This is a genomic window from Kribbella flavida DSM 17836 (genome assembly GCF_000024345.1).
Taxonomy (GTDB): domain Bacteria; phylum Actinomycetota; class Actinomycetes; order Propionibacteriales; family Kribbellaceae; genus Kribbella; species Kribbella flavida.
Genome location: NC_013729.1, coordinates 5158930 through 5185785 on the forward strand (window position 1 = coordinate 5158930; position 26856 = coordinate 5185785).

At 71.4% G+C, this 26856-nt stretch carries 24 protein-coding genes; 7 read left to right on the plus strand and 17 right to left on the minus strand.

The window, feature by feature from the left end; all coding sequences use genetic code 11:
- The first annotated feature begins 7 nt into the window (after positions 1 to 7).
- A complete protein-coding gene (locus KFLA_RS23715) occupies positions 8 to 583 on the plus strand; it encodes a helix-turn-helix transcriptional regulator (protein ID WP_012922357.1) in 576 nt (191 codons plus the stop codon).
- A gap of 67 nt (positions 584 to 650) precedes the next feature.
- A complete protein-coding gene (locus KFLA_RS23720; RefSeq protein WP_012922358.1) occupies positions 651 to 1622 on the plus strand; it encodes an asparaginase in 972 nt (323 codons plus the stop codon).
- On the opposite strand, the gene KFLA_RS23725 is transcribed toward KFLA_RS23720, so the two are convergent.
- Positions 1594 to 2799, minus strand: coding sequence for an RNA polymerase sigma factor (locus KFLA_RS23725; RefSeq protein WP_012922359.1), 1206 nt, complete (start codon positions 2797 to 2799; stop codon positions 1594 to 1596). The genes KFLA_RS23720 and KFLA_RS23725 overlap by 29 nt on opposite strands.
- A gap of 238 nt (positions 2800 to 3037) precedes the next feature.
- On the opposite strand from KFLA_RS23725, the gene KFLA_RS23730 reads away from it, so the two are divergent.
- Genes KFLA_RS23730 through KFLA_RS23740 form a run of 3 tightly spaced genes read left to right on the plus strand, consistent with a single transcriptional unit; the run spans position 3038 to position 5261 of the window.
- A complete protein-coding gene (locus KFLA_RS23730) occupies positions 3038 to 3424 on the plus strand; it encodes a group I truncated hemoglobin (RefSeq protein WP_012922360.1) in 387 nt (128 codons plus the stop codon).
- Entirely contained in the window at positions 3424 to 4566 is a 1143-nt protein-coding gene (locus tag KFLA_RS23735) for a globin domain-containing protein (RefSeq protein WP_012922361.1), read from the plus strand. The genes KFLA_RS23730 and KFLA_RS23735 overlap by 1 nt, the downstream gene beginning before the upstream one ends.
- Complete coding sequence (locus KFLA_RS23740) at positions 4563 to 5261, plus strand: DivIVA domain-containing protein (RefSeq protein ID WP_012922362.1); 699 nt, start codon at positions 4563 to 4565, stop codon at positions 5259 to 5261. The genes KFLA_RS23735 and KFLA_RS23740 overlap by 4 nt, the downstream gene beginning before the upstream one ends.
- A 9-nt stretch (positions 5262 to 5270) precedes the next feature.
- Here the strand turns inward: KFLA_RS23740 and ftsY are convergent, their stop codons facing one another.
- The 5 genes from ftsY to KFLA_RS23765 are packed head-to-tail and all read right to left on the minus strand — an operon-like array spanning position 5271 to position 12289.
- Positions 5271 to 6452, minus strand: coding sequence for a signal recognition particle-docking protein FtsY (gene ftsY / locus KFLA_RS23745; RefSeq protein WP_012922363.1), 1182 nt, complete (start codon positions 6450 to 6452; stop codon positions 5271 to 5273).
- A gap of 55 nt (positions 6453 to 6507) precedes the next feature.
- Positions 6508 to 8154: a thiol reductant ABC exporter subunit CydC gene (gene cydC / locus KFLA_RS23750; RefSeq protein ID WP_012922364.1), complete on the minus strand. Its 1647-nt coding sequence runs from the start codon at positions 8152 to 8154 to the stop codon at positions 6508 to 6510.
- Complete coding sequence (gene cydD, locus KFLA_RS23755; RefSeq protein ID WP_012922365.1) at positions 8151 to 9782, minus strand: thiol reductant ABC exporter subunit CydD; 1632 nt, start codon at positions 9780 to 9782, stop codon at positions 8151 to 8153. Before cydD ends, cydC begins: the two co-directional genes overlap by 4 nt.
- A complete protein-coding gene (gene cydB / locus KFLA_RS23760) occupies positions 9779 to 10777 on the minus strand; it encodes a cytochrome d ubiquinol oxidase subunit II (RefSeq protein WP_012922366.1) in 999 nt (332 codons plus the stop codon). Before cydB ends, cydD begins: the two co-directional genes overlap by 4 nt.
- Positions 10778 to 10837: 60 nt before the next feature.
- Positions 10838 to 12289, minus strand: coding sequence for a cytochrome ubiquinol oxidase subunit I (locus KFLA_RS23765; RefSeq protein ID WP_012922367.1), 1452 nt, complete (start codon positions 12287 to 12289; stop codon positions 10838 to 10840).
- A gap of 116 nt (positions 12290 to 12405) precedes the next feature.
- Here KFLA_RS23765 and KFLA_RS23770 point away from each other — a divergent pair, with 116 nt between their 5' ends.
- Positions 12406 to 12837 carry a BlaI/MecI/CopY family transcriptional regulator gene (locus KFLA_RS23770; protein WP_012922368.1) on the plus strand — a complete coding sequence of 144 codons (432 nt, stop codon included), beginning with the start codon at positions 12406 to 12408 and terminating at the stop codon, positions 12835 to 12837.
- The gene (locus KFLA_RS23775) at positions 12834 to 13739 is read left to right on the plus strand and encodes a M56 family metallopeptidase (RefSeq protein WP_012922369.1); all 906 of its coding nucleotides are present in this window, start codon (positions 12834 to 12836) and stop codon (positions 13737 to 13739) included. The genes KFLA_RS23770 and KFLA_RS23775 overlap by 4 nt, the downstream gene beginning before the upstream one ends.
- A gap of 61 nt (positions 13740 to 13800) precedes the next feature.
- Here KFLA_RS23775 and KFLA_RS23780 read toward each other — a convergent pair whose 3' ends face one another.
- The 11 genes from KFLA_RS23780 to KFLA_RS23830 all read right to left on the minus strand — a co-directional run bounded on the left by KFLA_RS23780 (position 13801) and on the right by KFLA_RS23830 (position 26850).
- The gene (locus KFLA_RS23780; protein WP_012922370.1) at positions 13801 to 14904 is read right to left on the minus strand and encodes a threonine aldolase family protein; all 1104 of its coding nucleotides are present in this window, start codon (positions 14902 to 14904) and stop codon (positions 13801 to 13803) included.
- A 137-nt stretch (positions 14905 to 15041) separates the two neighbouring features.
- Positions 15042 to 18587: a chromosome segregation protein SMC gene (smc, locus tag KFLA_RS23785; RefSeq protein WP_012922371.1), complete on the minus strand. Its 3546-nt coding sequence runs from the start codon at positions 18585 to 18587 to the stop codon at positions 15042 to 15044.
- Between the two features lie 245 nt (positions 18588 to 18832).
- The gene (locus KFLA_RS23790) at positions 18833 to 19033 is read right to left on the minus strand and encodes a hypothetical protein (RefSeq protein WP_012922372.1); all 201 of its coding nucleotides are present in this window, start codon (positions 19031 to 19033) and stop codon (positions 18833 to 18835) included.
- Positions 19034 to 19173: 140 nt separating this feature from the next.
- Complete coding sequence (gene mutM, locus KFLA_RS23795; protein WP_012922373.1) at positions 19174 to 20028, minus strand: bifunctional DNA-formamidopyrimidine glycosylase/DNA-(apurinic or apyrimidinic site) lyase; 855 nt, start codon at positions 20026 to 20028, stop codon at positions 19174 to 19176.
- Positions 20029 to 20193: 165 nt separating this feature from the next.
- Entirely contained in the window at positions 20194 to 20943 is a 750-nt protein-coding gene (gene rnc, locus KFLA_RS23800; protein WP_012922374.1) for a ribonuclease III, read from the minus strand.
- Positions 20944 to 20956: 13 nt separating this feature from the next.
- Entirely contained in the window at positions 20957 to 21148 is a 192-nt protein-coding gene (gene rpmF / locus KFLA_RS23805; protein ID WP_012922375.1) for a 50S ribosomal protein L32, read from the minus strand.
- Positions 21149 to 21210: 62 nt separating this feature from the next.
- Positions 21211 to 21732, minus strand: a complete 522-nt coding sequence (locus tag KFLA_RS23810; RefSeq protein WP_049797422.1) for a YceD family protein — start codon at positions 21730 to 21732, stop codon at positions 21211 to 21213.
- 130 nt (positions 21733 to 21862) lie between these two features.
- Positions 21863 to 22333: a pantetheine-phosphate adenylyltransferase gene (gene coaD / locus KFLA_RS23815; protein WP_012922377.1), complete on the minus strand. Its 471-nt coding sequence runs from the start codon at positions 22331 to 22333 to the stop codon at positions 21863 to 21865.
- Positions 22330 to 22920 (minus strand): 16S rRNA (guanine(966)-N(2))-methyltransferase RsmD, encoded by a 591-nt coding sequence (rsmD, locus tag KFLA_RS23820; RefSeq protein WP_012922378.1) that lies wholly within the window; start codon positions 22918 to 22920, stop codon positions 22330 to 22332. Before rsmD ends, coaD begins: the two co-directional genes overlap by 4 nt.
- Before the next feature lie 52 nt (positions 22921 to 22972).
- Positions 22973 to 25216: an ATP-dependent DNA helicase RecG gene (gene recG, locus KFLA_RS23825; RefSeq protein WP_012922379.1), complete on the minus strand. Its 2244-nt coding sequence runs from the start codon at positions 25214 to 25216 to the stop codon at positions 22973 to 22975.
- Positions 25213 to 26850 carry a DAK2 domain-containing protein gene (locus KFLA_RS23830; RefSeq protein WP_012922380.1) on the minus strand — a complete coding sequence of 546 codons (1638 nt, stop codon included), beginning with the start codon at positions 26848 to 26850 and terminating at the stop codon, positions 25213 to 25215. The genes recG and KFLA_RS23830 overlap by 4 nt, the downstream gene beginning before the upstream one ends.
- Positions 26851 to 26856 lie beyond the last annotated feature (6 nt).

Sequence of the window (26856 nt, forward strand, 5' to 3'; positions counted from 1 at the left end):
TGGCAACATGGACGATTTCGACGAGGTGCTGGAAGCGGTCGGTCCCCGGCTGCGCCGGCTGCGGCAGGAGCGCGGTACGACGCTCACCCAACTGGCGGAGAGCACGGGAATCTCGGTGAGCACCCTGTCCCGGCTGGAGGCGGGACAGCGTCGCCCCACGCTGGAACTGCTGCTGCCCCTGGCCCGGGCGCACCAGGTTCAGCTGGACGAGCTGGTCGACGCGCCCTCGACCGGCGACCCGCGAATCCACTCCAAGCCGATCAAGCGGTTCGGTGCCGTGCTGATCCCGCTCAGCCGGCGGCCGGGCGGCCTGCAGGCGTTCAAGCAGATTGCTCCGCCCGGCTGGCCCGGCGGAGAGGTCGAGCAGAAGACGCACGAGGGCTACGACTGGATCTACGTGCTGTCCGGGCGGCTCCGGCTCGTGCTGGGCGACAAGGACTTCATCCTGGAGGCCGGTGAGGTGGCCGAGTTCGACACCCGGGTCCCGCACTGGTTCGGCAACCCCGGACCGGAGCCGGTGGAGCTGCTGTGCCTGTACGGGCCGCAGGGCGAGCGCATGCACGTCCGGGCCAAGTCGCGCTAGGTAGTTGACCGGTCCGCTCAGGTAGTAACCTGCCCCGGCCTGCTGTGACCAACGAGAGGATCTGCCCGTGAGCGTCGCGCTCTTCACCCTCGGCGGCACCATCTCCGTGGCCGGCGGTTCGCACAGGTTGACCGGTGCCGAGCTGACCGCCGCCGTACCGGGTCTGGCCGAGCTGGGGCAGCCCTTGGAAGTGCAGGACGTCGAAGCCGTGCCCAGCGCGGACCTGACGCTCGCGACGTTGCTGGACGTGGTGGACGCCGCGTCGAAGGCCGTCAGCAACGGGGCCACCGGCGTGGTGGTCACCCAAGGCACGGACACACTCGAGGAGAGCGCGTTCGTGGTCGACCAGGTGTGGCCGCATCCGCAGCCGTTCGTGCTGACGGGCGCGATGCGCAACTCGACTCTGGCCGGCCCGGACGGCCCGGCGAACCTGCTGGCTGCCGCGCGGGTCGCCTGCTCCCCCGCGGCTCGGGACCTCGGGGCCCTGGTGGTGTTCAACGACGAGGTCCACGCCGCCCGCTGGGTCCGCAAGACGCACAGCACGAGCACGGCGACGTTCACCTCGCCCAACGCCGGGCCGATCGGCCAGCTGGTCGAGGACCAGGTCCGCATCCTCACCCGTCCCGCTCGCCAGGACGGCGTGCCCGGCCGTGCGGAACCTGCCGACCTCGACGCGACCCGGGTGGCGCTCTACACGGTCACGCTGGACGACGACGGCCTCCTGCTCGACGGACTGGCTGACACCCATCAGGGCCTGGTCGTCGCGGGCTTCGGCGTCGGCCACGTGCCGTCTGCCCTGGCGCCGGTGCTGGGCGCTCTGGCCGAGCGCATCCCCGTCGTACTGACGTCACGGACCGGCGGTGGCTCGATCCTGCGCAACACCTATCGCTCGGTGGGCTCCGAGTCCGACCTCCTCGGCCGCGGTCTGATCAGCGGCGGCTTCCTCGACCCGTACAAGGCGCGGGTGCTGCTGAGGTTGCTGCTGGCGACCGGCGAGGGCCCGGAGGAGATCACTGCGGCGTTCGCGCAGCATCACTGACCGCTGCGGCCTTCAGGGTCAGGTAGTCCCGCTCCGGCAAGCTCGTCGTACGCCGGGCCGCCGCGCGGAAGTGTTCCGCCGCAGTCCCGGTCTCCCCCTTCATCTCGTACAGATGTCCCCGTACGGCGTCCAGTCGGTAGTGCCCGGCCAGTTGCTTGTCCAGCGGCTCCAGCATGGCGAGACCGGCGTCCGGGCCGTTGACCATCGCCGCGGCGATCGCGCGGTTCAGTGTGACCATCGGGTTCTTGGACAGCTCCTCCAGCAGCCCGTACAGCGCCAGCACCTGCGGCCAGTCGGTGTCCTCGGGCCGGTCCACCTCGTCGTGCAGCGCGGCGATCGCCGCCTGCAGCTGATACTCCCCCAGCGGCGGACGGCCAAACGCGTCGACGGCGAGCGCCACACCTTCGGCGATGAAGTCCTTGTTCCACAGCGAGCGGTCCTGCTCGGCCAGCGGAATCAACTCGCCGGACGAACCGGTCCGGGCGTCCCGCCGGGCGTCGTTGAGCAGCATCAACGCGAGCAGACCGGTCACTTGGCCGTTCTCCGGCAGCAGCGCGTGCACTGTCCGGGTCAGGCGGATCGCCTCGGTGGCCAGGTCGGCGCGGTGCAGCTCCGGGCCACTGCTGCTGGTGTAGCCCTCGTTGAACATCAGGTAGAGCACGTGCAGGACGTTGCGCAGCCGCTCGTCGCCCGGGTCGAGCTCGAACGTCGCGCCCTTGATCCGCTGCTTGGCCCGGCTGATCCGCTGCGCCATCGTCGACTCCGGCACGAAGTACGCCTGCGCGATCTCCGCGGTGCTCAGCCCGCCGACCGCGCGCAGGGTGAGGGCGATCGCCGAAGCCGCGGACAGGTCCGGGTGACAGCACAGGAACAGCAGTCGCAGCGTGTCGTCCTGCTGCTCGACCTCCTCGGCCGGAACCTCCCGCTGGGCGGCGAGCTCCTCGCGGCGGCGCCGGGCCTGCTCCTGCCGGATCTCGTCGATCACCTTGCGGTGCGCGGTCTGGATCAGCCAGCCACGCGGGTTGTCCGGCGTACCGTCGCGCGGCCACGTCCGGGCGGCGGCCAGCAGGGCCTCCTGGACCGCGTCCTCGGCCGCAGTGAAGTCGCCGGTCCGCCGGACGACGGCACCCAGCACCTGGGGCGCGAGCTCCCGGAGCAAGCCTTCCACGCGGATCATCCTGCCACCACCGCGGCGGGACGCGCGCACCGCGGGGTCGTTGATTGCCCATGGCAACATTCCGCGAACGGGCCGACGAGAAAGATCTCCTTTCGCCCACCGTCTTGTCAACGGTTCGCACGCAGATCGGACGCATCGACACCATTTTTCCTTCTCGCCTTGACCTCGCCGCTACCGAAGGTGTTCGATCGGGTCCGCTCGGGGACCGACAACGAACGAACTGGGAGATGGTTACGCCGTGACTGAGCAGGATCAGTCCAACCCGCAGGTGAGCGACTACACGGCGGTGGGCGGCGGCCCCGCGATCGCCTCGGTGGTGGACCTGTTCTACCGCGAAGTGCTGGCCGACCCGCAGCTCGTCGACTACTTCGCCGACACCGACCTGGCCCGGCTGAAGCGCCACCAGGTCGCGCTGGTCTCCCAGGTGATGGGTGGTCCGGTCGCCTACGAGGGCGACGACCTGGCCGCCGCGCACGCCGGCCGCGGCATCACCGCCGAGGACTTCGGCCGGGTCGTCGAGCACCTGGTCGGCGCGCTGCGCGCGCACGACGTACCGACCGAGATCATCGACCGGGTGGTCGGGGCGCTGGGGGCGACCCAGGGCGACATCGTTTCCACCCACTGATGGATCCGGCCGCCCTCAAGAGCAGTTGGGACGTCGTCGCCAAGGCCGGCGACGAGGTCCCGATGTTCTTCTACTCGCACCTGTTCCTGTCCCATCCCGAGGTCCGGGAGATGTTCCCGGTCTCGATGGCCGCCCAGCGCGACAAACTGGTCGGCGCCCTCGGCGCCGTGGTCAGCAACGCCGCCGAGCTCGACAAGGTGGTCCCGTTCCTGCAGCAACTGGGCCGGGACCACCGCCGCTTCTCGGTGATCGCCGAGCACTACTCCGCGGTCGGCGCGTCGCTGCTCGCCACCCTGCAGCACTTCCTCGGCGCCGCGTGGACCCAGCAACTGGCCGCCGACTGGGCCGAGGCCTACGGGCTCGTGGCAGCCGTCATGGTCCAGGCCGCCGACGAGTCCGCGGAGGAGACACCGGCCTGGTGGCCGGCCGAGGTCCTGGGCGTCGACCGCCGGACGATGGACATCACCATCGTCCAGCTCCGGCCCGAGGAACCTGTGCCCTACCAGCCCGGCCAGTCGCTCGCGCTGGAGATCCCGTACCGGCCCCGGCGCTGGCGCTACTTCAGCCCGGCCAACGCGCCGCGCCCCGACGGCTCGATCGAGCTGCACATCCAGCTCGTTCCCGGCGGCCAGGTCAGCGGCCCGGCGGTCCGGTCGCTCAAGAAGGGCGACCCCGTCCGGCTCGGCGCTCCGGTCGGCGACGCCCTGCTGCTTCCCGAGGACGGCCGCGACCTGCTGATGGTGGCCGGCGGCACCGGCCTGGCCCCGCTGCGCGCCATGCTCGAGCAACTCGACCGGCGGACGGTGCCGGTGCCTCGGGTCCACCTGTTCCACGGTGCCCGGATGCCGTGGAACCTGTACGAGCACGCCCAGCTGACCCGGCTGACCCAGCGCCCGTGGTTCAGCTACACGCCGGTGGTGTCGGACGACGCGTCGTACCCGGGCCGGCGCGGTCCGGTCGGCAGCGTCGCGGCCGAGCACGGGCCGTGGACCGGACACACCGTCCTGGTCTGCGGATCGTCGCCGATGGTCGCGCACACCGTCGACGAACTCCGCGCGGCCGGCGTCCCGGCGGCCGACATCCGCACCGAGACCTTCGGGTCCTCGACCACCACCTCGACCACCGCTGGGGGCCCGCAGTGACGCCCGAAGACCCGACCGCCCGCAGACCCGTTCAGTCGCCGTACGCGATCCGCACCCGGACCTTCGGCACCCGCCGCAAGGGGCTGGACCCGGACGAGGTCCGCGAGTACCTGAACGAGCTCGCCGCGCAGGTCGAGCACTCCGACGCCGAGCGGGCCCGTCTGCGGGCCGAGCTGGACCGTCAGCGCGACAGCGCGCCGGCCGACGCCGAGCAGCGGGCGCACATCACCGCGAACGCCGTCGGCCTGCTGAGCCAGGCCCAGCAGATCGCCGACAACCTGGTCTCGGAGGCCGAGCAGTACGCGAAGGACCTGATCGAGTCGGCGCGCGAGCAGCAGCGCGACGTCCTGCTGCGGGCCCGCGACTCCGTCGAGACCGCGGTAAGGCAACTACCGGCGAACAACGTGCAGGCCGCCGAGCTGGAGTACGTCCGCACCTTCACGCAGGTGGCGCACGTCCAGCTCCGGTCGGTGCTGGACGCGCTGGCCGAGCAGGTGGAGCGCCTGGGTCACCTGCCGCGCGTACCGGATGGTCCGCAGCCGACCACTGACGCCCTGGGCCAGCTGCCCCAGGCGCCGGCCTCACTGGAGTCGGCTGACGGCGACGTGCGCTGGTGGACGGACCTGTCCAGCAGCGACGCCATCGAACCTGCTGCGGGGTCGCGGTCTCCGGCGGTGCACCGCCGGAATTTGTAACCGCCCGGCTCAGTCGAGAAGGGCGTCGACGAACTGCTCGGCCTCGAACGGCGCGAGGTCGTCGGCGCCCTCTCCCAGTCCCACCAGCTTGACCGGGACACCGAGCTCACGCTGGACGGCGATCACGATGCCGCCCTTCGCGGTGCCGTCCAGCTTGGTCAGCACCAGGCCGGTCACGTTGATCACCTCGGCGAACACCCGGGCCTGGGTCAGGCCGTTCTGCCCGGTGGTGGCGTCGATGACGAGCAACACCTCGTCCACCTCGGCGGTCTTCTCGATCACCCGCTTGACCTTGCCCAGCTCGTCCATCAGGCCGATCTTGGTGTGCAGCCGGCCTGCGGTGTCGACCAGTACGACGTCCGCGGACTCGTCGATGCCCTGCTTGACGGCGTCGAACGCGATGCTGGCCGGGTCGCCGCCCTCAGGCCCCCGAACGGTCCGGACGCCGACCCGCTCGCCCCAGGTCTGCAGCTGGTCCGCGGCGGCCGCACGGAACGTGTCCGCCGCGCCCAGCACGACGTGCTTGTCCTCCGCGACCAGAACCCGGGCCAGCTTGCCGACCGTGGTCGTCTTGCCGGTGCCGTTGACGCCTACGACCATGACGACGGCCGGCTTCCCGTCCTTGCGGTCCACCTTGAGCGACCGGTCCAGGGTGGGGTCGACCAGCGTGATCAGCTCCTCGCGCAGGATCGCGCGGGCCTGCTCGCCGCTGACGCCCTCGACACGGACCCGGGTGCGCAGCCGCTCGACCAGCTCCTGGGTCGGGGTGACGCCGACGTCGGCGGTGATCAGCGTGGTCTCGATGTCCTCCCACGCCTCCTCGTCCAGCTTGTCGCGGGACAGCAGCGCGAGCAGGCCCTTGCCGAGCGAGCTCTGCGAGCGGGCCAGCTTGGCGCGCAGCCGGACCAGCCGGCCCTGCGCGGACTCCGGCTTCTCCAGCGTCGGCAGCTCGGTGTCCTCGAGCGTGCGGGTCGGTGTGTCCCGCGGCTCCTCGGCGTCCTCGCCGACCTTCGGTTCCACCCGCTCGCCGGTGTCCAGCGGCGCCGGCGGGGTGGGAGCGGGCAGCTCCCTGGTCCGGCGCTGCCTGGTGACGACCAGGCCGGTGGTCCCGGCGACCAGGACGACGATCACCGCGATGATGGCGATCAGGGCGGCATCGGCGAGCAGAGGAACAAGCTGAGAGGTCAACACGGTTCCCCATCTTGGCAGACGCCCGGAGCGGATCCCCCATCGCTCAGGTCACGGCTCACGGCAGACTGACGACCGGTCGCGTTGGGTGAGGGGCCAGCTCCGGCCTGTGGGTGAGTAGCACGACCGTACGCCTGCCGGCCGCCTCGAACAGGTCGGCCAGCAGCTTGCGACCAGTCTCCTCGTCCAGGTGCTCCGTCGGCTCGTCCAGCACCAGAACGTCATGGTCGGCCAGCAGGAGCCGGGCGAACGCCAGCCGCTGCCGCTCCCCACCGGACAGCCGCGCGCCGTGCTCCCCCACCATCGTGTCGAGCCGGCGTGGCAAGCCGTGCACGAACTCGCCGAGCCGGGCCCGGTAGAGCGCGTTCCACAACTGCAGGTCACTGGCGCCCGGCCGGGCCAGCAGCAGGTTCTCCCGGATGCTGGTGTCGAACACGTAGCTCTCCTGCGTCAGCAGCCCGACCTTCGACCGCACCTGGTCTCCGTCGAGGCGCCGTACGTCGCAGCCACCCAGCAGCACCTCGCCGTCACGCGGCTCCAGGAACCGCAGCAGTACGGCGGCCAGCGTGCTCTTGCCCGACCCGCTCGGACCGGTGATCACCACTCGGCTCCCAGCCGGCAGGTCCAGGTCAACGCCACGCAGTACGTCCTCCGGGCCGTAGCCCACTCGAAGACCCCGTACTCGCAACCCACGACCTTCCGGCAGCGGCTGCGGGTCTGCCGGCTCAGTCACCGGAGCCGGCGTCTTCACCAGCTCGTCCACGCGCTGCAGCGAACCCTTGACTCTGATCGCCAGTTGCGCGGCAGCCGGAATTCCGCCCAGCACATCAGCCAAGGCCAGCGGAGTCAGCACGAGCACAGCGAAGACCGGTCCGGAGATCGCCGCTCCACTACCGAGGACAAGCCCGGCGATGCTGGCACCACCGACACACAGCACCAGCAGACCGTTGCCGAGCCCAGCGCTCCAGGCTGACCGGCGCTGGGCCAAGGTGAGTCGCCGGTCGGCCGCCTCGAACGAGGCCAGCACGCCGTCGACCGCGTTGAACGCCAGTACATCGGCTGCGGTCTGCAGGTTCTCGGTGGCGGCGGCTGCCACGTCACCGCGAGCGTCAGCCATCATCCGCTCGGCGCGGCGCGCACTGGCTGCGGTCAGCCACGGCACGACCGTGCAGGCCACGAGAACCGCGACAGCAACCGCCCCGCCTGCTACCGGAAGCAGCAGTACCAGCAGGCCAACCGTCGCCGCACCTGTCACGGCCGCGATCAGCACCGGCAGCACGACCCGCAGCCACAGGTCCAGCACCGCATCCACGTCCAGCACCAGCCGCGCCAGCAGGTCTCCCCTGCGCGACGATGCCAGCCCGACCGGCGCGAGCTCCTCCAGCCGCTCCGTGATCCGGGCTCGGGTGTCCCCCAGCACCCGGTACGCCGCGTCGTGGCCGGCCAGCCGTTCGACGTACCGGAAGACGCCTCGGCCGACACCGAACGCGCGGACCGCGACGATCGCCACCATCAACGTCAGTACCGGCGGCTGCGCGGCCGCGGTGGTGATCAGCCACGCCGAGGTGGCCAGCAGGCCCACTGCGGTCCCCGACGCCAGCACTCCGGCGAGCACCGCCAGCAGCAGCCGCGGCCGAACCCGCCGCTCCGGCATCACCAGTCCGGCCATGCTCGTGTTCATGCGCATGTTCGTGCTCGTGTTCATACCGGCATCAACTCACTCGGCTCGCCCTGCACGGAGACCACTCGATCAGCTGCCTCGATGAGCGCCGGACGGTGCGCGACCAGCAGGATCGTCCGGCCCGTCGTCCGCAGGCCGGCGACCACCGCCGCTTCCGCCTCGGCGTCCAGCCCTGCCGTCGGCTCGTCCAGCAACAGCACCGGGGCATCCGTCACCAGCGCTCGGGCCAACGCCACGCGCCGACGTTGGCCGCCCGACAGCAACTGCCCTTGCTCCCCCACCGGAGTGTCCAGCTCCAGCTCCGCCGCTCCGGCCAGGTCCAGCGCGCGCCGGACCTCGGCATCGGTTGCCAGCGGCCGGCCGAGCCGCACGTTGTCGGCGATGCTCCCGCTGCGCAGACCAGGCCGCTGCGGCACCCAGCCGAACTGCCGCCGCCACAGCTCGGGCTCGAACTCGTCGGCGGCGCTGCCACCGGCAACCACCACCCCGTGCTCCGGTACGACGAAGCCGAGGATCGCCGCGAGCACCGTCGACTTGCCTGCTCCGCTCGGCCCGGTCAGCGCGACCACCTCGCCCGGCCACAGGTCCAGGTCGAACCCGTCCAGGGCGGGCGCCTCCCGGTCGGGGTACCGCACCGTGACGTCGTGCAGGTGAAGCGCCGTCGACCGCAGGTCCGGTACGTCGGTCCGCTCGCCTTGCGCGGGCAGCGGCGTTTCCAGCACCCGGAAGACCTCCTCGCTCGCCGCGACGCCGTCGGCACTCGCGTGGAACTGGGCTCCGACCTGCCGCAGCGGCAGATACGCCTCCGGCGCCAGGATCAGCACCAGCAAAGCCGTCTCCAGTCCGAGCCGTCCCTCCACGAGCCGCAACCCGACGCCGACCGCGACGAGCGCCACCGAGATGCTCGCGAGCAGTTCCAGCACCAGCGACGACAGGAAGGCCAGCCGGAGACTCGCCATCGACGCCACCCGGTGCTCCTCGGTCACCCGGCGGACCGCGGCCGCCTGCCCCTTGGCTCGGCCGAACAGCTTCAGCGTGGCCAGTCCCGACACCACATCCGCGAAGTGATGAGCCAGCACCGCGAGCGCCCGCTGCCGACGGCGGCTGTAGGCCTCGGTGGCCCATCCGACCAGCGCCATGAACACCGGGATCAACGGCAGCGTCACCACGACAGTGCCAGCCGCGATCAGGTCACCAGTCGCCATCCAGCCGACCACTCCGGCCGGCACCGTCGCCGCCAGCACCAGCTGCGGCAGGTAGCGGGCGAAGTACGGGTCCAGGTCGTCGAGGCCCTTGGTCAGCAACGTGGTCAGTGCGCTGCTGCGTTCTCCGCTGAGCCAGGCCGGCCCGAGCTTCAGCGAGTGCTCCAGAACCTGGCGCCGCAGCGTCGACTTCACCGCAGCGGCGGCCCGCTGAGCGATGACCTCCTGCAACCACGCCAGCGCCGCCCGCCCGGTCACGACGAGGGCCAGCAACCACGCGACCTCGCCGACCGCCGCGTCACGCAGTACGACGTCGGAGATGCCTCGGGCGAGCAGGACCGCCTGCACCACGACCAGAGCACCCGTGGCCACGCCGATGAGCACCGAGCCGGCGAGGAAAAGCCGAGCCGCTGTGGCCCGTCGCAGCAGCCGCGGGTCGAGAGGTTTCATGAGACCGCGACCGGCTCGACCGTGACGCGCTTGCGGAACACCCAGTACGTCCAGCCCTGGTAGAGCATCACCAGCGGCGTGAAGATCGCGGCGATCACGGTCAGGATCTTCAACGTGTACGGCGTCGACGCGGCGGCCGCCGTCGTCAGCGTCGAGGACGGGTCGAGCGTCGACGGCATCACCGCCGGGAACATCGCGACGAACAACGAGGTGACCGCCAGCGCGATCGCCAGCGCCGTCCCGGCGAACGCCCAGCCCTCCCGGCGAGCTCGGTTCGCAGCCACGCCGCCGAGCAGCGCCAGCACGGCGAGGCCGGCCACGATCAGCGACCACCGGTCGCCCCGCAGCTGCTGGGTCCAGGCCAGGAACAGTCCGGCCAGGATCGCCGCGACCACGCCGGTCGTCGCTGCCCTTCGATTCGCCCGCTCCCGCAGGTCATCCGTCGTCCGCAGCGCCAGGAAGATCGCGCCGTGCGCCACGAACACCGCCGTGAAGGTCAGACCGCCCAGCAAGGCGAACGGGCTGAACAGGTCGCCCAGGCTCCCCACGTACTCGTACGACGAGTCCAGCGGTACGCCGCGCACCAGGTTGGCGAAGGTGATGCCCCACAGCACCGCGGGAAGCAGTGACCCGACTGCGATCAGCGTGTCCATCCGGGACCGCCAGGGCAGGTCGTCGCGCTTGCCCCGGTACTCCAGGGCCACCCCACGCAGGATCAGCGCCACCAGGATCGCGAACAGTGGCAGGTAGAACCCGCTGAACAGGGTGGCGTACCACTCCGGGAAGGCCGCGAAGGTCGCACCGGCGGCCACGACCAGCCAGACCTCGTTGCCGTCCCAGACCGGCCCGATCGTGGTCACCAGCGCGCGCCGCTCGGGCTCGTCCCGGCCGAGCACCCGCAGCAGGATGCCGACCCCGAAGTCGAAACCCTCCAGCACGAAGTACCCGACCCACAGGAACGCGATCAGCACGAACCAGACCGTTGTCAGCTCCATCGTCCACTCCACCTCAGGCCGTGATCAGTACGAACTTCTGGACGCACTTCTGGATGCGCTTCAGTACGCGAAGGACAGGGGCTTGGCCTCGTCGGCACCGGGACCGTCGGCCGGGCCGTCGGCGTCGTCGCCGCCCGGGCGGCTCGGGTCCCCGGGCGCACCGGCCCCGGTGCCGGCCAGACCGGCCCGGATCGACTTGAACATCAGCTTCACCTCGACCACCGCCAGTACGCCGTACAGGAGGGTGAAGCCGATCAGGCTGGTCAGCACCTCCCCGGCGGTCGTGCCCGGCGACACCCCGGCCGCGGTCGGCAGCAGGCCGAACACCAGCCACGGCTGCCGGCCGGTCTCGGTGAAGATCCAGCCGAAGACGTTCGCCGCCATCGGCAGCAGGGGCAGGGGCAGAGCCAGCCAGATCAGCAGCCGGTGCGGGGATCGGCCCCGCCTGGTCACCCACAGCAGCAGCGCCGCCAGCCCCGCCGCCGCCATCCCGACCCCGATCATCAACCGGAAGGTCCAGTAGGTCAGCGGGATGTTCGGCTTGTACGACCCCGGGCCGTAGAGCTGCTCGTAGGCCTGCTGCAGCGAGTTGATGCCCTGCACCTCGCCGTCGAAGTGCCCGGTGGCCAGGAAGGACAGCAGGTACGGCACCTTGACCGAGAAGATCTCCCGCGACCCGTCCAGCGTGCCGACCGTGAAGACCGAGAACGACGCCGGCTTCTCGGTCTCGTAGAGCGCCTCGGCGGCCGCCATCTTCATCGGCTGCACCTCGGTCATCACCTTGCCCTGCTGGTCGCCGCTCAGCGCCACCCCGGCGCCGGCGACGATCACGATCACCGCGCCCAGCCGCAGCGCGGTCCGGAACGCGCCGGTGTCGACGCCCGGCCGGCGGATGAGGTGCCAGACCGCCACCCCGGCGACGAACGCGCCGCCGACCATGAAGGCGGCGAAGATCGTGTGCGGGAAGGTGACCAGCACGACCTTGTTGGTCAGCACCGCCCAGATGTCGGTCAGCTCGGCCCGGCCGCGCTCGGCGTCGTACCCGAAGCCGACCGGGTTCTGCATCCAGGAGTTGGCCGCCAGGATGAAGTACGCCGACAGTTGGGTGCCCAGCACCACCATCCAGATGCAGGCCAGGTGCACCTTCTTCGGCAGCCGGTCCCAGCCGAAGATCCACAGCCCGATGAAGGTGGACTCCAGGAAGAACGCGAGCAGCCCCTCCAGCGCCAGCGGCGCGCCGAACACGTCGCCGACGAAGCGCGAGTAGGCGCTCCAGTTCATCCCGAACTGGAACTCCTGGACCAGCCCGGTGACCACACCCATCGCGATGTTGATCAAGAAGAGCTTGCCGTAGAACTTGGTCAGCCGCAGGTACTTGTCCTTGCCGGTCCGGTACCACGCGGTCTGCAGGCCGGCCGTGATCGCGACCAGCGAGATCGTCACCGGGACGAAGAAGAAGTGGTAGACGGTGGTGATCGCGAACTGCCAGCGCGCCAGGTCCAAGGTGTCCACGGGTCGCCCTCCAAGGGCCATCTACGACGTTACGTAGTAGACATTAGCGCAGACCTACGACGTTGCGTAGTAGATCCGGGCGCAGATCTACTACAAGCCGTAGTTATACTGGTCACGTGACCACCGATCCGAAGGCCCCGCGACCGCTCGGCGAGCTCGAGCGGCTGGTGATGGAGCAGCTCTGGGCCGCCGACGCCGCGCTCACCGTGCGCGAGGTGCACGAGCGGCTCGCCGGTACCCGGGAGCTGGCCTACACCACCGTGATGACGGTGCTGGACCGGTTGGCCAAGAAGCAGCTGACCGAGCGGGAGCGGGACGGCAAGGCCTGGCGCTACCGGGCCGCGGCTCCGCGCGCCGACCTGGCGGCCGACCTGATGCGCGACGCTCTCGACCAGGCCGGTGACCGCCGGGAGGCCCTGGTCCGCTTCGTCGGCCAGGTCTCCGACGAGGAGGCCGCGCTGCTGCGCGAAGCCCTCAGCCGGCTCGAAGCGAGCGAGAGTGCCGGTGGGAAGGGGAGCACGGTCGGGCTGGAGGCTCGGGAGGGGTGATCACTCCGATCCTGCTCGCGGCGCTGGCGCTGGTGCTGACAGGACCGGCGCCGGCCCTCCTCGCGCGATCGAGCTGGCCCTACCGCATCCCGCGTGCAGCAGTAGCGCTCTGGCAGGCGCTGGCTCTCGCAGCGGTGCTGGCAGCTCTCGGCGCGGGCATCGCGCTGTCGTACTCCACAGCAGGTCAGCCTGGCGAGCCCCGCTTCAACCCATCGTCGCCGCGCGACCTGGCGGCCGCTGCGGTACTGGCCCTCACCGCACTGGTCGCCATCCGCCTCCTGTACGCCGCCGGACGGGTCGCCGTCGGCACCAGAGCCCGGCGCAAGCGCCATCGCGACCTCGTCGACGTCCTGGCGACACCGGACGGCCTGATCCCCGGTCTGCGCGTACTGGCCGAGCAGACACCGCTGGCCTACTGCCTGCCGGCGCTTCGCGGCGCGCGCGTCGTCGTCTCCGTCGGCGCGCTCGACCGCCTCGACGAGAACGAACTGCGCGCGGTCCTGGCGCACGAACAAGCGCACCTCCGCGCCAGGCACGACCTGGTCCTGGAGGCGTTCACCGCCCTGCACAGGGCCTTTCCGCGCTGGGTGCGCAGCGAGGTCGCGCTGGAGCAGGCGCGCACGCTGGTCGAGCTGCTCGCCGACGACGACGCACGCCGCCGCCGCGGCCCGCTGCCGCTCGCCCGCGCGTTGGTCGCCCTCGCCGGATCACCGGCCCCCGCGGCCGGACTGGCCGCGGCCAAGTCGTCCACGGTGCTGCGGGTCCAGCGCCTGGCCGAACCCGAACCGCGCCACCCCCTGCTGTCGGCGGCCACCTACACCGCGGCCGCCGCCCTGCTGGTCCTGCCGACCGTCACCGTCGCCGCCCCCGTCCTGGAAGCCCTCGCCGGCGCCGTCCGCTGACCACTCAGCACGGCCCGGTCTGGTCGTTGCCCAAGGCCATGACCTCACCGGTGTTCCGGACTCAGTCTGCCAGCAGGTCCCCGAAGCCCTTGACCACTTCGTCCACCCGCCACGCCAACGTGTCCGGAGTCACCACCAGCTCGACCCACGACCAGCCCGGCACGTCGGCCGGTAGCCAGCTGTGGACCAGCGACTCGCGCGTCGCCTCCATCCGCCGGACGGCCGCCAGTTCGATCTCCTCGGCCGGCCGCGGCGCGTAGACCCGGAACGAGTTCGTGTGCGGCGGCGCCGGGAACACCCGGAACCCGGTCCGGTCCAGCTCCGCCGCCAGCTCGACGGCCCGGTCGTGCAGCTCGCCCATCCGGGGCAGGACCCGGCGCAAGCCGTCACGCGCGGACACGGCGTACGGGAAGAGGGTGTAGGGGTTGGCGCCGAGGCGGCGCTGCCAGCGGCGTACCTCCGCGACCACGTCCTCCGGCCCGGCGAGCGCGGCGCCGCTCAGCCCGCCCAGCCCTTTGTAGAAGGACACGTAGACGGTCGACGCCAGCGCCGCGACCTCCGCGAGACTGTGTCCGAGGTACGGCGTGCTCTCCCACAGCCGAGCGCCGTCCAGATGCAGCGGTACGCCGCGCTGCGCGCACGCCTCGGCGAAGATCACCAGCTCGTCCCACGTGGGCAGGACGAAGCCGGCATCGCGCAGCGGCAGCTCGAGTGCCACGGCGGCCAGCCTGCCGGGGATCGCGGCCAGCTCGTCTGGCCGGGGCTGCCGCCGCTCCGACGTCAGCCGCTCGATGCGGAGGTGGTGCAGCTCCTCCAGTGCGTTCAGCTCGTGCACCAAGAGGTGGGAGAGCCCGTGCACGGCCACTCGCTGCGTGCCGGCGCGGTCCGCGAACACCCGGAGCACGCTCTGCTGCGCCGCGATCCCGGTCGGCATGAAGACGGCCGCGGGCTTGCCCAGCAGCTCCGCCACCTCCGCCTCCAGCAGCGCGACCTCGCCGCCGGTGCCGTAGCCGTCCCGCGCGTCCTCCGTCGCCACGTCGGCCAGCTGGCGCAACGTGTCGGCGACGGACGGCCTGCGTCCGGTCAGCCAGCGCGTGGACTCGGCAGCCGCAGCCTTGCGGCGGGTCTTCAGGTCATCGGCAGAGGAAGCTGTCGGATAAGCCACAGCTCCATCCTCTCCCGGCCGGCAACCCGATGCGCCGGCACCGAACGCCCACCACCCATCAACCCGGTTCCAGCACGGCGTGTTGCGCTCGCCACGCCGGAGTGGCCGGGATTGCCGAGTGCTGCGGGTCCGGGAGCTCAGGCCGGCTCGGCCTCGCGGATCCGCTGGGAGATCACCGCGGAGACGCCGTCGCCGCGCATGGTCACGCCGTACAGCGCGTCGGCGACCTCCATCGTGCGCTTCTGGTGGGTGATCACCAGGAGCTGGCTGTTTTCCCGCAGCTCCTCGTAGATCTCCAGCAGGCGGCCCAGGTTGGTGTCGTCGAGCGCCGCCTCGACCTCGTCGAGGATGTAGAACGGCGACGGCCGGGCCTTGAACAGCGCGACCAGGAACGCGACCGCGACCAGCGACCGCTCGCCACCGGACAGCAGCGACAGCCGCTTGACCTTCTTGCCCGGCGGCCGTGCCTCGACGTCGATGCCGGTGCTCAGCATGTCGCTGGGATCGGTCAGCACCAGCCGCCCCTCACCGCCGGGGAACAGCCGGCTGAACACGTGCTCGAAAGCGACCTCGACGTCGCGGTAGGCCTCGGTGAAGACCTGCTCGACCCGCTCGTCGACCTCCTTGACGATGTCCATCAGGTCGCGGCGGGACTTCTTCAGGTCGTCCAGCTGCTCGGACAGGAAGCGGTGCCGCTCCTCCATCGCCTCGAACTCCTCGAGCGCGAGCGGGTTGATCCGGCCGAGCTGGTTCAGCGCGCGTTCGGCCTGCTTGAGCCGCTTCTCCACCTTGGCCCGGTCGAACGGCTCGCCCTCCCGCTCGGTGTCCTCGTCGCCGTCCTTGACCAGCGGCGGCACCAGCTGATCCGGCCCGTACTCCGCGATCAGCGCATCCACCTCGGTACCGAGCTCGCTCAGCGCCTTCTCGTACAGCTGCTCCAGCTTCATCTTCTGCTGGGCGCGGGCCAGCGCGTCCCGGTGCACGGTGTCGGTCAGCTGCTCCAACTCGGAGCTGAGGTTGCGGGTCGCCGACCGCGCCTGGGCCAGCGCCTGCTCCCGCTCGGCCCGCTGCGCCTGGATCTCGGCCCGCTCGGTGGCGGCCAGCTGCAGCGAGTTCTCCAGCCGGGCCAGCACGTGTCCGGCGGCCAGGTGCACGGCCTGCGCGGCCTCGGACTGCCGGGCCCGCCGGGACGCCCGCGCGATCGCCCGGGCCCGGGCCTCGCGCTCCTGTCGGGCCGCGCGCTCCAACGAGTCGGCCCGGCCGGACAGCGCCCGGGCCCGCTCCTCGGTGGTCCGCAGCGCCAGCCGCGCCTCCATCTCGCCCGCCCGGGCCGCCTTCGCCGCCTCGGCGAGCCGGTCGCGCTCGGTCGGGTCGGGCTCGTCGCCGCCGTCGTCGTCGTACATCTCGGCGTCGTGCAGCCGCTGCTCGAGCTCGGCCAGGCCGGACAGGTTCCGGTCGCGCTCCTCCTCGGCGGCCGCGATCGCCTCGGCCATCCGCTGCGCCTCGCCACGGGACGCCTTGGCCAGCGAGCCGAACTGGGCCAACTGCTCGGCCACCGCCGCCATCGCTGCGTCCGACTCGTGCAGCCGGGCCAGGGTGATCTCGACGTGCTCCTTCTGCTGGGCCCGCTCCTGCTCCAGCGCCGCCAGCTCGAACCGCAGCCGCTCACTGCGGGCGGTCGCCTCGGTCAGCTTCTCGGCCGCCTCGTCGACGGCCGACTGCACCTCGATCAGGCTCGGCGCGGCGTCGGACCCGCCGTACGCGAAGTGGGCGCCCAGGACGTCGCCCGCCCGCGTCGTCGCGGTCACGTCGGGCAGGTGCTGGACCAGCGAGTGCGCGGCGGCGACGTCGTCCACCACCGCGACCTTGCGCAGCACCCGGTGCAGCGCCGGGCGCAGCTTCTCCGGGCAGTCGACGACCTCGACGGCGTACGTCGCGCCCGGCGGCAACGGCGGCCAGGACTCGTAGTCGCCGGCCGGGGCGTCCCCGAGCAGCATCCCGGCGCGGCCCAGATCGTGCTCCTTGAGGTGCCCGACGGCGTCGACCGCGGCGGCGGTGTGCGTCACGGCCACCGCGTCGGCGGCCTCGCCCAGCGCGGCGGCGACCGCGGTCTCGTAGCCGGGCCGCACGCTCAGCAGAGCGGCGATCGAGCCCATCAGCCCGGTGACCTGCTCGGACGCGGCCAGCAGCGCGCCGGCGCCGTCCTTGCGGTTCAGGCCGATCTCGAGCGCTTCCTTGCGGGCTGCCAGGCCGGTCCGCTCCCGCTCGGCGTCACGCTCCTCGGCGCGCAGCTTGGTGAGCCGCTCGTCCATCTCGTCCAGGACGCCCTGCGCTGCTTCGTACTGGTCGTCCAGACCCTTCTCACCGGCGTCGAGGCCGGCCACCTGGGTCTCCAGCGCGGTGAAGTCGTGCTGGGCCTTGGCGGCCCGCTGCTCGGCCTCGCGCCGGTTGGCGGCGAGCCGGCCGATCTCGGACTCGGCGGCGGCCGCGCGGCTCTTCAGCGCGTTCACCTGGCCGGTCAGCCGGGCCAGGCCTTCGCGGCGGTCGGCCGAGGCGCGGATCAGCGCGGCGATCCGGCGCTCCTCCTCGGCGTGCTCGGCCTCCAGCTGCTGGCGCCGCTCGATCGCCTCGGCGAGCAGCTCGGAGTGCGCCTCGACCTCGGCCTCGATCTGCGCCTCGGTCTCGCGAACCCGGGCCGCCTCCAGCTCCAGCTCCTCCGGGTCACGCCCGGCCCGCGGCTCCTCGGCCTCGTCGTTCAGCGACCGGATCCGGTCGGCGGCGATCCGCGCGGTGCCCTTGATCCGCTCGCTGAACTGGGACAGCTGGTACCAGGTGTCCTGGGCGGCCTGCAGCGCCGGGGCGTCCTCGCGCAACGCCTCCTCGAGCTCGGCCTCCAGCTCCCGCGCCTCCCGCAGCGAGGCCTCGATCTCGGACCGGCGCTGGGTCAGCATCGCCTCGTCCTTCAGCTCGGCCTCGAGCGCGGACTGGGCCTGCACGATGTCGTCGGCGAGCAGCCGGGACCGGCCGTCGCGGACCTCGGCCTGGATCGTCACCGCCCGGCGCGCCACCTCCGCCTGGCGCCCGAGCGGCTTCAGCTGGCGACGGATCTCGGTGATCAGGTCACCGAGCCGGTTCAGGTTGCCCTCGGTGGACTCCAGCTTCCGGATCGCCTTTTCCTTGCGCTTGCGGTGCTTGAGCACCCCGGCGGCTTCCTCGACGAAGCCGCGCCGACCCTCCGGGGTGGCGCGCAGGATCGAGTCGAGCTGGCCCTGGCCGACGATGACGTGCATCTCGCGGCCGATGCCGGAGTCGCTGAGCAGTTCCTGGACGTCGAGCAGCCGGCAGTTCTGGCCGTTGATCTGGTAGTCGGAGCCGCCGTTGCGGAACATCGTCCGCGAGATCGTCACCTCGGCATACTCGATCGGCAGCGCGCCGTCGGTGTTGTCGATGGTGAGCACCACCTCGGCGCGGCCCAGTGGGGAGCGGCCGGAGGTGCCGGCGAAGATGACGTCCTCCATCTTGCCGCCGCGCAGCGACTTGGCGCCCTGCTCACCCATCACCCAGGCGAGCGCGTCGACGACGTTGGACTTGCCGGAACCGTTCGGGCCGACGATGCAGGTGATCCCTGGTTCGAAGTTCATCGTCGTCGCGGACGCGAACGACTTGAAGCCCCGGAGCGTCATGCTCTTCAGGTACAAAGCCTTGCTCCCAACCCGTGAAAGGACAGACGGTACCGAAGGAACCGTCGCAACTGACCGTGACGCTGCCGCTACCGGGGGAAGTCGTTCCGCTTCTGAGTCTACCGACCGTGGACATGAAACCGGCGGAGGCCCGGACGGGGGCCGCCGCCGATGGTGGTGCGGACGGAGCTGGTACTACTCGGTCTCGCTGGTACTACCCGGTGTCGCGTTGTGGGTGGCGCTGGTCCTCAGACCGTGGCCGGCGTGTTCAGCGCCTCGTCCACGGTGAGCAGCCTGCCGTCGTGAACGGCTGCGACCAGATGGTCGTTCTCCGCCTGAAGCCGCATCACGTGCGCCTCCAGGTCCGCGACGCGCCGGTTGAGCAGTCGAACCTGCTCGAGCAGACGCGGGTCAGTGCCTCCAAGATGCCCTAGAAGAGCCTTGGCCATTGTGCTGTCCTCCGGAAGGGTTTTTCTGGCCGGTAGCGCCCCCGGTCCGAGGAGCGCTTCTCAAAAGATGTGCCGTCTTTCAGGGTGACACCCGCTACGCCAAGGGTCAACCTGAGCCCCGGCAATTAACGAAATCGCGCTCACCACCGGGCGTGTCGCGGCACCGGCTGGCACTTGGGGCAGCGGAAGGACGAACGATTCATGAACGGCTCGCGCCGAATCGGCCGGCCGTCGCGCGGGCAGCCGGAACCCTCCTGGCCGTAGACCGCCAGGCCGCGCTCGAAGTAGCCGGATTCCCCGTTCACGTTGACGTACAGGGCGTCGAAGCTGGTGCCGCCGACGTCCAGCGCCTCGCTCATCACCGCGCGGGCGTGACCGAGGATTTCCCTTGCCTGCAAGGGTTTCAGCGTCTCGGTCGCCTTGGCGTAGTGCAGCTTGGCGCGCCACAACGCCTCGTCGGCATAGATGTTGCCGACACCGGAGACCAGCGTCTGGTCCAGCAGCGCGCGCTTCAGGCCGGTCTTGCGGCGCCGGATCCCGGCCACGAACGCGTCGAGGTCGAACAGTGGGTCGAACGGATCGCGCGCGATGTGCGCGATCTCCCCGGGCAGCTCGGCCCCGCCCTCGGAGTACGACAGGCCGCCGAACATGCGCTGGTCCAGAAACCGGACCTCTCCACCGTCGTCGGCGAACCGGAAGCGGATCCGCAGGTGCTTCTCGTCCGGCGCGCCGACCGGCTGGACCCGGAACTGCCCGCTCATCCCCAGGTGCGCCAGCACGGCGTCCCCGGACCGCAGCGGCAGCCACAGGTACTTCCCGCGCCGGGCCGGGGCCGCGAACGTCTGGCCCTTGAGCGACGCTGCGAAGTCGTCCGGCCCGGCCAGGTGCCGGCGCACCGGCCGCGGGTGCAGCACCTCGACCGCGTCGATCGTCCGCCCGGTGGTGAAATCCGCGAGTCCGCGGCGAACGACCTCTACCTCGGGGAGCTCAGGCACCGGTGTCCTGCCTTGGGGAGTCGTGCGACGGCTCCGGTGTCCGGAGGGGTGCATCGCAAGGCGGAGGGCCGCCTCGATGCGGGGTTCATCGTGGCGGCCCGACAACGCAGCGAGGTGCCCCTCCGGGCGCCGGAGACGGTGTACGAATCCCCAAGGCAGGACACCTTAGGGTTGCTGGGACGGGTCGATGCTGTCCGGGTGTGCCGCGCGCAGAGCCTTCCAGGCGGTCTCGGCGGCCTGCTGCTCGGCTTCCTTCTTGCTTCGGCCGATGCCGTGGCCGTAGGTGTCGGAACCGATCCGCACCCGCGCCTCGAACGTCTTGGCGTGGTCCGGGCCGGACTCGGCGATCACGTACTCCGGAACGCCGACGCCCAGCTGGGCCACCAGTTCCTGGAGCGAGGTCTTCCAGTCCAGTCCGGCGCCGAGCCGGGCCGACGACTCCATCAGGTCGTCGAACAGCGTGTGCACGACCCGGCCGGCCACCTCGAACCCGCGGTCCAGGTAGACGGCGCCGATCAGCGCCTCCACGCAGTCCGCCAGGATCGACGACTTGTCCCGGCCGCCGGTCGCCTCCTCGCCCCGGCCCAGCCGCAGGTACTTGCCGAGCTTGAGGTCGCGGGCGACACCGGCGAGCGCGCGCATGTTGACGACCGCGGCACGCAGCTTGGCCAGCCGGCCCTCGGACAGGTCCGGATGGTTGCGGAACAGCGACTCCGTGACGATGACGCCGAGCACGGAGTCCCCGAGGAACTCCAGGCGCTCGTTGGTCGGCAGCCCACCGTTCTCGTACGCGAACGAACGGTGGGTGAAGGCGTGCTCCAGTAGTTCGTCAGCCAGCGATACGCCGAGCCGCTGGTTCAGCTCGGCGTACAGGCCCCCGTGCCCCGAGGCTGGCTCAGGGTTGACCGAATTCACTGACTGGTGCCTCTTAGCTCTCGACGACCTGGCGACGCTCGCCCTTCGCGCCGTACTGGCCGCAGGTCGGGCAAACGGTGTGCTGCAGGTGCTTCGCGCGGCAGGCGGGGTTCACGCAGGTGACCAGGGCGGCGGCAGTGGCCTTCCACTGGGCCCGACGGCTCCGGGTGTTGCTGCGCGACATCTTCCGCTTCGGAACGGCCACGGTTATGACTCCTCGGTTCGGCCGGGGGTACGAGACCCGGCCGGCTGGTGTGCGGTAACTGTCTACTTGTCCTGCGGTCGTTCATTCTGCTGGAGCAGGCCACCGAGGGCCGACCACCGGGGGTCGATCCCGTTCTCGTGCTGGTGCCCGGGCTCGTCGGCCAGGCGTGTCCCGCACTCGGGGCACAGTCCCGGACAGTCGTCCGTGCACAGCGGCGTGAACGGCAGCGCGAGCACCACCTGGTCCCTCAGCGCCGGCTCGAGGTCGATCAGATCGCCCTCCATCCGGCTGGCCTCGTCCGGCTCGGCTTCGCTCTCCGGGTAGACGTACAGCTCCTGGACGTCGGCGAGGAACTCGTCCTCGATGTCGACCAGGCACCGCGCGCACTCCCCGACCAGGCGGCCGGTGGCCGATCCGGTGACGAGCACCCCTTCGACAACCGACTCCAGCCGCAGATCGAACTGGATGGGGTCGCCCTCGGGGACGCCGATCACGTCGATCCCGAGATCGGCCGGTGCCGGTGCCGTGAAGGAGACCTCGCGCTGGGACCCGGCGCGGCGTTTCAGCTCGTGCGTGTCGATCACGAGTGGGGACCGCGGGTCCAAGGCGCTCAGGACATCCCTTTCAGGCGTGGGCAGGCAAAATCTCGGTCTCGTCGAGACCAGTGGACAACATTACCAAGTCCCCGGCGGGTAGCCCAATCCGGGGCCGGCTCTACAGCTTCGCGAGCAACCGCGAGTGAACGGCCGGCGGCAGGAAGGCGTCCACCGGGCCGCCCAGCTTGGCGATCTCCTTGACCAGGCTGGACGAGACGTAGCCGTGGTCCGGAGCGGTCGGCAGGAAGAGCGTGTCGACACCGGACAACCGCCGGTTCATCTGCGCCATCCGCAGCTCGTAGTCGTAGTCGCTGCCGGAGCGCAGTCCCTTCACGATCACCTGCGCGTCCACCGAGCGGCAGTAGTCGACCAGCAGCCCTTCGAACGTCGCGACCGTCACGTTGCCGAACGGCTGCGCGATCTCGGTCAGCATCGCGACCCGCTCGTCGTCGCCGAACAGCCGCTGCTTGGCCTGGTTCACCCCGGCGGCCACGATCACCTCGTCGAACGCCGCCGACGCGCGGGCGATCACGTCCAGGTGCCCGTTCGTGGGCGGGTCGAAGGTGCCCGGGAACACCGCTCTGCTCACGCCGGGGCCTCGCTCACGCCGGTCTCCTGCTCATGGCGGTGACCGTACCAAAGCCGCGTCTCGCCGTACTTGCGGTCCCGCAGCGCCGCGAATCCGGCCGGCCACTCCCACGGCTCCCGCTTGCCGCGCTCGATCACGACCACCGCGTCGTCGGCCAGCCAGCCCCGCTCCGCCAGCGCCAGCAGCACGTCCTGCAGCTCGGCCGTCTCCAGCCTGTACGGCGGGTCGGCGAACACCAGGTCGAACGGCGCCGGATTGTCGCCCTGGGCCACTTTCTCGGCCGGCCGGGTGAGCAGCGTCGCGCCGGGCAACCCGACCACCCGGATGTTGGCGGCGATCACGTCCGCCGCGCGCCGGTCCGCCTCGACCAGCACCGCCCGCGCCGCGCCCCGGGACAGCGCCTCCAGCCCGACGGCACCGGACCCGGCGTACAGGTCGAGCACGTTCAGCCCCAGCAGGGTGCCGAACTCCGACTCCAGCGACGAGAACATCGCCTCCCGCACCCGGTCCGCCGTCGGCCGCGTCCCCGTTCCCGCCGGCACCCCGATCCGCCGCCCCCGCGCCGCCCCACCGATGATCCGGGTCACGGGGCATCCCGTCCCCTCGAGTTCGCGCCGTGCCGCAGGCGCGGCCGAAAGTTCATGTCTTCTCCAGGTACTCGGTGGTTTCGGACTCCAGCGCGTCGCGGACGAAAGCCCGCAGTGCGGGGTAACCGGCGAGGTCGGCATCGACCGAGACGAGCGAGTTCGCCACGTGCCGGGCGGCGTAGATGACCTCCTCGTCGCGCAGCACGCTGAGCAGCTTCAGGCTGGACCGGCGGCCGGACTGCGCGACACCGAGCACGTCGCCCTCGCGCCGGTTCTCCAGATCGATCCGGGACAGCTCGAAGCCGTCGGTGGTGGCGGCGACCGCGTCCAGCCGCTCGCGCGACTTCGAGCCCGGCCAGCCGTCGGTGACCAGCAGGCACAGCCCCGGCACCTTGCCCCGCCCGACCCGGCCACGCAGCTGGTGCAGCTGGGAGATGCCGAACCGGTCGGCGTCCATCACCACCATGGTCGAGGCGTTCGGCACGTCGACGCCGACCTCGATCACGGTGGTCGCGATCAGCACGTCGATCTCGCCGGCGGCGAACCGGGACATCACCGCGTCTTTCTCCTCGGCCGGCAGCCGCCCGTGCAGCACCGCCTGCCGCAGGTCCGGCAGCACCTGCTGCAGCACCTCGGCGACCTGCAGCACCGAGATCGCCGGCCGCGGCTTGCTCTTGGCGTCGCCCTCGTCCTCGCCGCCGGCGGCGAACTCGCCTTCCTCGTCACCGGCGTTCTTCACGTCGTCGCCGATCCGCGGGCACACGACGTACGCCTGGTGGCCCTTCTGGACCTCCTCGCGGACCCGCTGCCAGGCCCGCTCCAGCCAGGCCGGCTTCTCCTTGGCCGGCACCACCGACGACTTGATCGGCGACCGCCCGGCCGGCAGCTCGGTCAGCGTGGACACCGCGAGGTCGCCGAACACCGTCATCGCCACCGTGCGCGGGATCGGCGTCGCGGTCATCACCAGCACGTGCGGGGTGTTCTCCCCCGACTTGGTGCTCAGCGCGGCCCGCTGCTCGACGCCGAACCGGTGCTGCTCGTCGACCACCACCAGCCCGAGGTCGGCGAACTGGACCTTGTCCTCCAGCAGCGCGTGCGTGCCCACCACGATCCCGGCGGCTCCACTCGCCGCGTCGAGCATCGCCGTACGCCGGGACGCCGCGTTCAGCGAGCCGGTCAGCAGGCCCACCCGGGTGGCCCGGTCGGCGCCGCCGAGCATGCCCGCCTCGGCCAGCTCGCCGAGCATCTTGGTCAGCGTCTTGTGGTGCTGGGTCGCCAGCACCTCGGTGGGCGCGAGCAGGACGGCCTGACCGCCCGCGTCGACCACCGACAGCATCGCCCGCAGCGCGACCACCGTCTTGCCGGAGCCGACCTCGCCCTGCAGCAGCCGGTGCATCGGGTGCGGCCGGGCCAGGTCGGCGAAGATCTCGTCGCAGACCTCGGCCTGGCCCTCGGTCAGCTGGAACGGCAGCCGCGCGTCGAAGTCGTCCAGCAGGCCGCCCGGTGTCCGCTTCCGGGGCACCGCCTTGAGCGCGTCGGCGACCGCGCGCCGCTGCGCCAGGATCGTCTGCATCACCAGGGCTTCCTCGAACCGGAACCGCTGCTGGGCAGTGTCCCAGTCCTTCTCCGTCTCCGGCAGGTGGATCTTCTGCAGCGCCTCGCGCAGGCCGAGCAGCTTCTCGTTCGCCAGCACCAGCTCGGGAATCGGGTCCTCGACGTCCTCCAGGTTGTCCAGCACGATCTTGATGCTCCGCTCGATCGTTGCCGTCGGCAGCTTCGCGGTCGCCGGGTACAACGGGCGGAACGGCTTGGCCCGGCGTTCGATCTCGGCCTCGCTGAGGTCTTCCTCGTCGAGGATCTCGGTGCCCGGGCCCTTCAGCTGCCGGATGTCGCGGAACGTGGTCACCTCGCCCCAGAACAGCGCGGCGGTGCCCGGCGTCAGCTTGTTCGCCAGCCACGGCTGGTTGAAGAACGCCAGCTCCAGGTCGTTGCGGCCGTCGGTGACGACCACCTTGGTGATCGTCCGGTGCCGCCGGTACTTGTTGACCTCTTCCAGCCGGATCTCCTGCTTGGAGTCCAGCGAGCGCACGGTCACCTTCTTCACCCGGCCGCTGACGGTCGCCTGGTCGCCGACCTCCAGCTCGTCGAACGGGGTCAGCTCGCCCTTTTTCAGGTAGCGCCGCGGGTAGTGCCGCAGCAGCTGCCCGACCGTCTCGATGCCGAGCACCTCCGCGAACGTCTTCGCGGTCTTCGCGCCGAGGAAGTCGCGCAGCTTCCGGTCGATGTCTGTTGTCATTCCACCCCGATCAGCAACGGGTACCGCTCCTGCCCTCCGTCGTACACCACGACGTCGACATCTTTGCGGTGCCGGCGCACGTGCCGCACCACCGCCTCGACCAGCGCGGGGTCGGCGTCGCGGCCGCTGACCACCGTCAGCAGTTCTCCACCGCCGCCCAGCAGCCGGTCCACGACGCTGGTCGCGGCCGTCTCCAGGTCCTCGGTGATCAGCGTGAAGTCGCCGTCCACGACGCCCAGCGCGTCACCGATCCGGCAGGTGCCGGCCATCGTCCAGGCGTCCTTCACCGCGATCGTGACCGCGCCGTGCCGGGTCTGGCCGGCGGCCGCGGACAGCTGCACCACGTCGTCGTCGAAGCTGCGCTCGGGGTCGTGCACCGCGATCGCGGCCAGCCCCTGGACCTGCGCCCGGGTCGGGATCACCGCCACCCGTACGCCGTCCTGGCGGGCCGCCGCCGCGGCGGCCTCGGCGACCGCGATCGAGTCCTTGTCGTTCGGCAGCAGCACGATCTCCGGGGCCTTGGACCGCTCGATGGCCGCCAGGATCTCGCCGGTCGAGCAGCGCCGCCCGGGCCCGCCCCGGATCACCACCGCCCCGGCCTCGCCGAACAGCCGCGCCAGCCCGTCGCCGGCCGCGACCGCGATCACCGCCCGGCCCGGCGCCGGCGGGTGCGGGGCGAGGTCGGCGAAGTGCGTCACCCGGATCCGGTACGGCCGTCCGATCCCGATGCCCAGCTCGACCGCCGCGCCGACGTCGTCGGTGTGCACGTGCACGTTCCACAACCCGTCGCCGCCGACCACGACGACCGAGTCGCCCAGTCCGGTCAGCGCCCGCCGGAACTCCCCCACCGCCTCGTCGGCCGCGTCCAGCAGGTACATCACCTCGTACGCCGGTCCGTCCGGCCCGAGGTCGTCGCCGGTGCCGGCCAGGTCGGGCGCCGGGATCCGAGCCGGCACTCCGGTGGTCTTTCCCGGAGCCCGTCCGGTCAGCACCTGCTCCATCGCGCCCAGGATCACCACCAGGCCGGCCCCTCCGGCGTCGACGACGCCTGCTCGGCGCAGGACCTCCAGCTGATCGGTGGTCCGGGTCAGAGCTTGGCGGGCCGACGCGACCGCGGCCAGACAGACCTCCGGCAGCGACCTGCCCTCGTTGGCGGCGGTCAGGGCGGCGTCAGCGGCGGCCCGGGCGACAGTGAGCATCGTGCCCTCGACCGGCTGCGCCACCGCGCCGTACGCCGCGTCGGCGGCGAACACCAACGCGTCGGCGAAGGCGACCGGCTCGCTCATCCGCGGGTCGGCGAGCCGGGAGTCCGGGGTGTCGTCCTGCTCGCGGGGAAGGTTCTCGGCCAGCCGCAGCCCGCAGGCCCGGACCAACTGCGAGGTGATGACGCCGGAGTTGCCGCGGGCCCCGAGCAGCGCCCCGCGGCCGAACGCCTGCACCGCCTCGGCGAAGGTCAGCTCTCCCTCGGGCAGCGCCTCGCACGCCGCCTCCCAGGTCAGGTAGAGGTTGGTGCCGGTGTCACCGTCCGGCACGGGGTACACGTTGAGCTCGTCGATCTCCGTCCGGGCGCGCCCCAGCTCCACGAGCGCAGCACGCGCCCAGCTCCGCAGCACCTCGACCGTCAGCTCCTCCACGCCCGG

Coding starts and splice junctions, on each gene's coding strand:
- cydB (WP_012922366.1), bottom strand. CDS start 10,777: ATGGAGCTGACAACGGTCTGGTTCGTGCTGATCGCGTTCCTGTGGGTC.
- KFLA_RS23735 (WP_012922361.1), top strand. CDS start 3,424: ATGGATCCGGCCGCCCTCAAGAGCAGTTGGGACGTCGTCGCCAAGGCC.
- cydD (WP_012922365.1), bottom strand. CDS start 9,782: ATGAAACCTCTCGACCCGCGGCTGCTGCGACGGGCCACAGCGGCTCGG.
- KFLA_RS23725 (WP_012922359.1), bottom strand. CDS start 2,799: ATGATCCGCGTGGAAGGCTTGCTCCGGGAGCTCGCGCCCCAGGTGCTG.
- smc (WP_012922371.1), bottom strand. CDS start 18,587: ATGACGCTCCGGGGCTTCAAGTCGTTCGCGTCCGCGACGACGATGAAC.
- KFLA_RS23790 (WP_012922372.1), bottom strand. CDS start 19,033: ATGGCCAAGGCTCTTCTAGGGCATCTTGGAGGCACTGACCCGCGTCTG.
- recG (WP_012922379.1), bottom strand. CDS start 25,216: ATGACAACAGACATCGACCGGAAGCTGCGCGACTTCCTCGGCGCGAAG.
- cydC (WP_012922364.1), bottom strand. CDS start 8,154: ATGAACACGAGCACGAACATGCGCATGAACACGAGCATGGCCGGACTG.
- KFLA_RS23715 (WP_012922357.1), top strand. CDS start 8: ATGGACGATTTCGACGAGGTGCTGGAAGCGGTCGGTCCCCGGCTGCGC.